Consider the following 6,617-nt stretch of genomic DNA (forward strand, 5'->3'; position numbering starts at 1 on the left):
CTCGGCGGAGCGCCTGCCCCTCAGCCGGCGTGGGTAGTGACGGTCGTCCGCCATTGTATCCGTTGGCACATCCGTCGCGCGGCGAAGCACACCCAGTCACGCTGGTGGCGCCGCGCTGCCGGAATTGCGGTCCAGCCGCTCGCGGCTGGCGGCGAGCGCGGCCGGGTCAAGCTCACCGCGCCTCGCCGCCTCCATGGCACAGGCCATGGCCCGATAGAACTGCGTGCCGTCGAACGCGACGAGCAGCAGATCGACCCCGGCGTTGAGCGCTTCCCCCACTGCCCGGCACAGGCCGTGCTGATAGACGGGCGTCATGACCAGATCGTCCGTGACGATCAGGCCGTCATAGCCCCAGTCCCGGCGGATCACCCCGTCGATCACACGGTGCGAATGGGACGCCGGCCGGTCGGGATCGACGGCGCTGAGGACCACATGGCCGACCATCAGCAGCGCCTGCGGGTTTCCCGCCAGCGCGTGGCGGAACGGTCGCCAGTCCGTGGCTTCCAGCGTCTTGCGGCTCTCCCCGATGGCAGCGCGGAAGTGATGGGTATCCCCGCGGACGCGGCCCAGGCCGGGGAAATGCTTGACCGTCGGCCGGACGCCGGCCTCGGCCAGCCCGGCGGCGTAGGCGGTCGCGACCTCCTCCACGACCGCCGGGTCGCTTGAGATGGCGCGGCGCGCGATGAGGCTGTTGAAGTCCAGCGGGTCGGGCGCCCGGTCGTTGCGCAGGTCGAGCACCGGCGCGAAGTTGATGGTGACGCCCAGCGACCGCAGGTCCCGACCCTGGTCGCGGCCCAGGGCGCGCGCGGCGGCGCGGCGCTCGTCGGGGAGCAAGCCGGCCAGCGCGGACGGGGCTGGCCGGTTCGGAAGCCACGGCGACAGCTTCGACACGATCCCGCCCTCCTGGTCGGCCGCCACCCGCAGCGGCGGCAGCCCGGCGCGCCGGCGGATGTCCTGCAGCCGGCTGGTCTCCTCGCGCAGGTCTTCCGCCGACCGTCCGGCCAGATTGCGCCGCGAGACGAAGATGCCGCCGATCAGCCCGCGGGCGGCCAAGCCCTCCACCTCCTCCACACGCTCGTAGCCGATCATGAAATGCCGGCCCAGCTCGGCGGCCAGTGGGCCCGGTGCCGCCAGGACGGCGGCCCGGCGCGCCTGGAAGACACCCTCCGCCCCCAGCACCGCCAGGGGCACCGCGGCCCAGAGCACCGCCAGCGCCAATTGCCGCCGGCCGCCACGCCGCAGCAGCACCAGCAGCCCGCACAGACCGGCCGCCGCGATGACCGGCGCCGACCACCCGCGCACCGGCACCAGATAGGGGTCGTGGATGTTGGCCCCGGCGAAGGCCAGCGCCAGGCCGAGGCACCACGCGACCACGGCTTTCATGCCTCGCCCGCCCGCCAGTCCACGCGTTGGGTGACCGCCATGACCACGGACAGCACCAGGAACAGCGCCACCAATCCCGCCAGCAGGGAATAGGTCTCCAGGCTGAGCAGCACATACAGGAACCCGAACAGGCCGCCCAGCGCCGCGGCGAAGACCAGCGTCGGCACCGCGCGCCGAGTCACCGTGGCGGTGTAGAACGACGCCTGGACCAGGACGAGGGCGGCGCCGATCCAATAGCCGGCGGCGTAGCCCAACGGCTCGGCGAAGGACACCAGCAGCAGGGGGAACAGGGTCATCGACAGCCCCAGCAGGCCGTACTGGACCGTGTGGATGCGCAGGACGGAGAGAAGCTCGACCAGCGCGTAGACGGTGAAGGACAGGACGACGAAGAGGATGCCGTACTTGGAGACGCGATGGGCCATCCGGTAGGTCGGAACCGCCTCCAGCAGATCCACGCCGATCGACGGGCCCCGCTGCTCCGTGGCTGCCTCTGCCAACCGGGACGCGGTCCAGAGCGGCGGCTGGGAATAATCCACGGCCCGCCAGTGCGCCGCGAAGTCATTCTCGGTCACGGTCGAGTCCGACGGCAGCACCGTGCCGGTGAAGCTCGGCGTCGGCCAGGGGGCCGTGATCGCCGCTTCGCTCTGCCGTCCTTTGAGGAGTTGCCGGAAGGCGCCGGTCCCGCGCAGGGTCACGGTCGCCTGGAACGGCACCTTGTTCCCTTCGGCGGGGTTCCCCGCGGCGGGAGTCGCCGTCAGCGGCGGGCGGGCAACCAGCAGGGCGCCCTGGCAGTCCTCGGCGGTGCCGACCAGCTCGCCGCAGCTGCGCCAGGGGAGCGCCTGCCCGTCCCAGCTCGATTTGTCCTTGGCCGTCATCCCGGCCAGATTCGACGCTTGCAGCACCAGCAGGCTTTCGTTCCACAGGATCGTGGCGCTGCGCCCGACAAGCGCTTCCAGGCTGGCCTTGGAGGGCATCGGGAAGCTTCCCGCCATCCCGACCTCCGCCGTGTAGACCGTGGCGGAAAACAGGCCGCGCGCCTTCCGTTCCGGCGTCAGCGCCACTCGCGTCGACAGGGTTTCGGGCGCGAACTTCAGATACATGCGCGACGGACGGTCGGCATGGACATAGGGGACCACCAAGACCGGCGCGTGGACGGCCTGCTCCGGCCCCCAGCTCTTCGCGAAATCCGCCCGCAGGCCAGCCTGGCGCTCCTCACGCTCCCCGACGATCCCCGAAATCAGCCAGCCCGCGACCAGCGTCGCCAGCAGGAGCGCGGCGACCTGCACGAGCTTGGACGAGCGGCGGCTTCGGGGCGATGGCGCCGGGTAGGGCGGCGGTTGGTCGGGCGGCGGATCGGCTGGAATGCTCACGGAGACTCTCCTTGATGTGGCCGGCCTGGATGCTTTGGTTTGGCCTGGATGCTTTGGTTTGGTTGTGCCGCCAGCATGCCAGGGCGCCGTGCCGCGGCGATGACGCGGCCGTGCAACCGCGAAGGAAAGCCTGTGCAGAACTCGTGCAGCTTTTCGGATAAGGTGGCGCCGCCCATTCCTGCGACTCTACGAAAGCGCCCTGATCCGCCAGACGGAATCGGAGCTGATCGCCCAGGCCAGCGTCGTCGCCGCCTTCTACCGCGACGCATGGCGCCGCGCCGGCGGACACACGGAGGGCCTAGGCCCGCCCGTCGATCCGCCCTGGACCCATCCGCCGGGGTTCGAGTCCCCCTGGACGCCCCGCTTCGCCGGCCTGGATCTGGCCGAGGACCCGGTCCTTCCGGCCGCCCCCGATCCTGCCCCGGCGACGGCCGCACCCGACCCCGCCGCGCAAACGGCCGGGGCGTCGCTCGGACCCATCCTGCGCGAGGCGCAACGCGTCACGCTCGCCGGCATGCGGGTCACCGACCCGCAGGGCATCGTGGTCGCCAGCACCGGCGAGGATCTCGGCCTGTCACTGGCCGGACAGGAGGAGGTCCGCCGCGCCCTGGCCGGTGAAGCCGCCAGCGTCCTGCGCGAACGCACCGGCCGCTACCACGGGCTGGTTGGGGGGCTGGCTGGCGGGCGCGTCGATGGGCTGGCCGCGCCCGAGCGCAGCCGATCGTTGCGCATTTTCACGGCCCACCCCGTGCTCGACGCCGACCGCGTCGTCGGCGTCGTGCTGCTGTCGCGCACGCCGCGCAGCCTCGCCGACACGCTTTATGGCAAGCGCTGGCACCTCGCCGGGCTTGCGGTGATCCTGCTCGCCTCGGTGGGCGTGCTGGCGTGGCTGGGCACCGTCGCCATCGGCCGCCCGCTGCGCGCGGTGACGGCGCTGGCCAAGCGCACGGCGGACGGCGAACGCGGCGTGATGACGCCCGTGCAGCGCCCGGTCGTGCGCAAGGTGGCCGAGCTGTCGGAAGCGCTGACCCGCATGGCCGCGACGCTGGAGCAGCGGGCGGACTACATCCGCGACTTTGCGGCCCACGTCTCGCACGAGTTCAAGACCCCGCTGACCACCATCCGCGGCACGGTGGAGCTGCTGCGCGACCATCTGGACACCATGTCGGCCGGGGAGCGGGAGCGGTTCCTGGCCAACATGGACGCGGAGGCCGAGCGGCTGTCGCGCCTCGTCCGCCGCCTCCTGGACTTGGCGCGGGCCGACGTGATGCGGGTGACCGAGGCGGTGGTGACCGACGCCGTACCCCTCGCGGCCCGCCTCGCCGCCCGCCATGGCGCGAAGGCCACTCTGCCGCCGTTCCTTCCGGTCGCCATGGGGCTGGAGGCGCTGGAGAGCGTCCTGGCGAACCTGATCGAGAACGCCGGCCGCATCTTCACGCCCTTCTTCACGACCGCGCGCGGACGCGGCGGCACAGGCCTCGGCCTCGCCATCGCGCGCGGGCTCGTCGAGGCGCATGGCGGCACCATTGCCCTGCTGCCGTCGGAGCGCGGCGCCCTGTTCGAGGTCAGGCTGTGCCGGCCGGGAGCGGGCAGTTCCTGAACCGCCACCCGCATTACGAGCCAGACCCCCGCAGGCCCAGCCGGGTCATCATCTTCAAAAGGCCCACCCGCGACAGGCCGAGCCGGCGCGCGGCGGCGCTGTGGTTGTTGAGATCAGGAAAGGCCTGCAGGCGTTCGCGCAGATAGGGCTCGAAGGGTGTGAGCAGCGTCGGCCGAGCCGGCCGGGGGGTGTAGGCCGGCGCCTCCAATCCGCGGGCGATGCATTTGCGGATGGTTTTGCGATCCAGGCCGGTGCGGCGTGCGATCGCCGACACCGACAGGCCCTCGCGGGCGAGATCGAGAATCATGACGAGTTCCCCAAGTCTGACCACCTGCGCCCTCCCTCCGCCTCGGAGGGTGATCATGGGCGACGGGCGGCCGCAGGGCTCCGGGGCGTACGCCCCGGAGCCCTGCCGTTGCGTTAGCCTGGGGAATTTTCAGCCGCCCGTTCCGGGGAGTATCCAATCGGCACTGACAGCGTGCGGCAACCGGGTGAACATTCGCCGCGACGTGCTCGAAGCGACGGTGCTGGATAGCCTGCGCCAACGGCTGATGGAGCCGAAACTGTTCAAGGCGTTCTGCGAGGAGTTCACCGCGGAACTGAACCGCCTGCACGCCGTCGAGAGCTCGACCGTGGATCAGGCCAAAGCAGAGTTGGCGCGGGTCGAGCGGCGCATGGGCAAGCTGGTCGACGCCATCGCGGAGGGAGTTCCGGCCCGGTCGGTGAAGGACGAGCTTGTCCGGCTGGAAGCCCGGCAGGAGGAACTCCGCCTGGCTCTTGCCGAAGCCCCTGCCAAGCGTCGCCCCCTCCTCCACCCCAATATGGCGGAGCTGTATCGGGCGAGGGTGACGGCGCTGCAGGACGCGCTCACCACGCCCGACACGCAGGCCGAAGCGGCGGAACTGATCCGCTCGTTGATCGGGGCCGTGGTGCTGACGCCGGAGGACGGTACGCTGCGGGTGGACCTGCACGGCGCGCTGGCCGGGATCCTGGCGCTGTGCTCCGGAACACGAAAGGCCGGCCCCGTTTCCGGGGCCGGCCTTGCCGAGCAAATAAAGTTGGTTGCGGGGGCAGGATTTGAACCTGCGACCTTCAGGTTATGAGCCTGACGAGCTACCGGGCTGCTCCACCCCGCGGGTGTTGGGCTGCTGGGAACCGGCAGTGTGGCGACGATTGTCAAGTGCGTGCGAAGCCTGCTGCGTCCACATCCGTTTTGGTTTGGCGTGTGCCGTGGTGACCTGGCGGCGACCTACTCTCCCACGTCTTAAGACGCAGTACCATCGGCGCTGAGGCGTTTCACGGCCGAGTTCGGAATGGGATCGGGTGTTGGGAGCCTCGCCATGACCACCAGGTCACCAAGGCACACGCGAACCATCCGGACAGGGACGGCAGAGGGTTTCGTTTGAGCGAGGACGTTTGCTCTTGTTCTTTGCGGTGTTGGCTCGTGCGCCCAGGGCTTGCCGCTGCGCGCGGGCTACCGACTGGGAAGGATCAAGCCGATCGAGCGATTAGTAAGGCTCAGCTTCAGGCGTTGCCGCCCGTCCACATGCCTCCTATCGACGTGATGGTCTGTCACGGCTCTCAAGGGAGTTCTGGTTTTGAGGTGGGTTTCCCGCTTAGATGCTTTCAGCGGTTATCCCGTCCATACTTAGCTACCCGGCCATGCCACTGGCGTGACAACCGGTGCACCAGAGGTATGTCCATCCCGGTCCTCTCGTACTAGGGACAGATCCTCGCAAAACTCCGACACCCACGGCAGATAGGGACCGAACTGTCTCACGACGTTCTAAACCCAGCTCACGTACCACTTTAATCGGCGAACAGCCGAACCCTTGGGACCTGCTCCAGCCCCAGGATGTGATGAGCCGACATCGAGGTGCCAAACGACTCCGTCGATATGGACTCTTGGGAGTCATCAGCCTGTTATCCCCGGCGTACCTTTTATCCGTTGAGCGATGGCCCGTCCACGTGGAACCACCGGATCACTATGGCCGACTTTCGTCTCTGCTCGACTTGTCTGTCTTGCAGTCAGGCGGGCTTATGCCATTGCACTCGTCGAGCGATTTCCGACCGCTCTGAGCCCACCATCGCGCGCCTCCGTTACACTTTGGGAGGCGACCGCCCCAGTCAAACTACCCGCCATGCAGGGTCCCGGCTCCGGATCAACGGAGCGCGGTTAGATGCCAGAGACCTCAAGGGTGGTATTTCAAGGGTGGCTCCACCCGAGCTGGCGCCCGGGTTTCCTAGCCTCCCACCTATCCTAC

The 6,617-nt window shown here is 69.4% G+C and carries 3 protein-coding genes, 1 tRNA gene, 2 rRNA genes and 1 pseudogene (1 of these 7 only partly in view); 1 reads left to right on the forward strand and 6 read right to left on the reverse strand.

What is annotated here, in order from left to right; all coding sequences use genetic code 11:
- Positions 1-96: 96 nt before the first annotated feature.
- On the reverse strand, positions 97-1,383 hold the full coding sequence (locus AMK58_RS18675; protein WP_059399275.1) for a glycoside hydrolase family 3 N-terminal domain-containing protein: 1,287 nt from the start codon (positions 1,381-1,383) through the stop codon (positions 97-99).
- On the reverse strand, positions 1,380-2,753 hold the full coding sequence (creD, locus tag AMK58_RS18680) for a cell envelope integrity protein CreD (RefSeq protein ID WP_035683914.1): 1,374 nt from the start codon (positions 2,751-2,753) through the stop codon (positions 1,380-1,382). The genes AMK58_RS18675 and creD overlap by 4 nt, the downstream gene beginning before the upstream one ends.
- Before the next feature lie 514 nt (positions 2,754-3,267).
- On the opposite strand from creD, the gene AMK58_RS18685 reads away from it, so the two are divergent.
- Positions 3,268-4,353: a sensor histidine kinase gene (locus AMK58_RS18685; RefSeq protein WP_236778235.1), complete on the forward strand. Its 1,086-nt coding sequence runs from the start codon at positions 3,268-3,270 to the stop codon at positions 4,351-4,353.
- Between the two features lie 79 nt (positions 4,354-4,432).
- On the opposite strand, the pseudogene AMK58_RS18690 reads toward AMK58_RS18685, so the two are convergent.
- The 4 genes and pseudogenes from AMK58_RS18690 to AMK58_RS18705 form a co-directional block, all read right to left on the reverse strand.
- Positions 4,433-4,684, reverse strand: a pseudogene (locus AMK58_RS18690) (helix-turn-helix domain-containing protein); the annotation flags it as partial.
- Positions 4,685-5,412: 728 nt separating this feature from the next.
- Positions 5,413-5,489 (reverse strand) — tRNA-Met (locus AMK58_RS18695).
- A gap of 100 nt (positions 5,490-5,589) precedes the next feature.
- Positions 5,590-5,705, reverse strand: a 5S ribosomal RNA gene (rrf, locus tag AMK58_RS18700).
- 135 nt (positions 5,706-5,840) lie between these two features.
- Positions 5,841-6,617, reverse strand: a 23S ribosomal RNA gene (locus tag AMK58_RS18705); it runs 1,970 nt beyond the window's last position.

This window comes from Azospirillum brasilense, assembly GCF_001315015.1.
GTDB classification, from domain to species: Bacteria; Pseudomonadota; Alphaproteobacteria; order Azospirillales; family Azospirillaceae; genus Azospirillum; species Azospirillum brasilense.

Bases quoted from the DNA above. Each gene is read 5' to 3' on its own strand.
- AMK58_RS18675 (WP_059399275.1), bottom strand. From the start codon at position 1,383: ATGAAAGCCGTGGTCGCGTGGTGCCTCGGCCTGGCGCTGGCCTTCGCC.
- AMK58_RS18685 (WP_236778235.1), top strand. From the start codon at position 3,268: ATGCGGGTCACCGACCCGCAGGGCATCGTGGTCGCCAGCACCGGCGAG.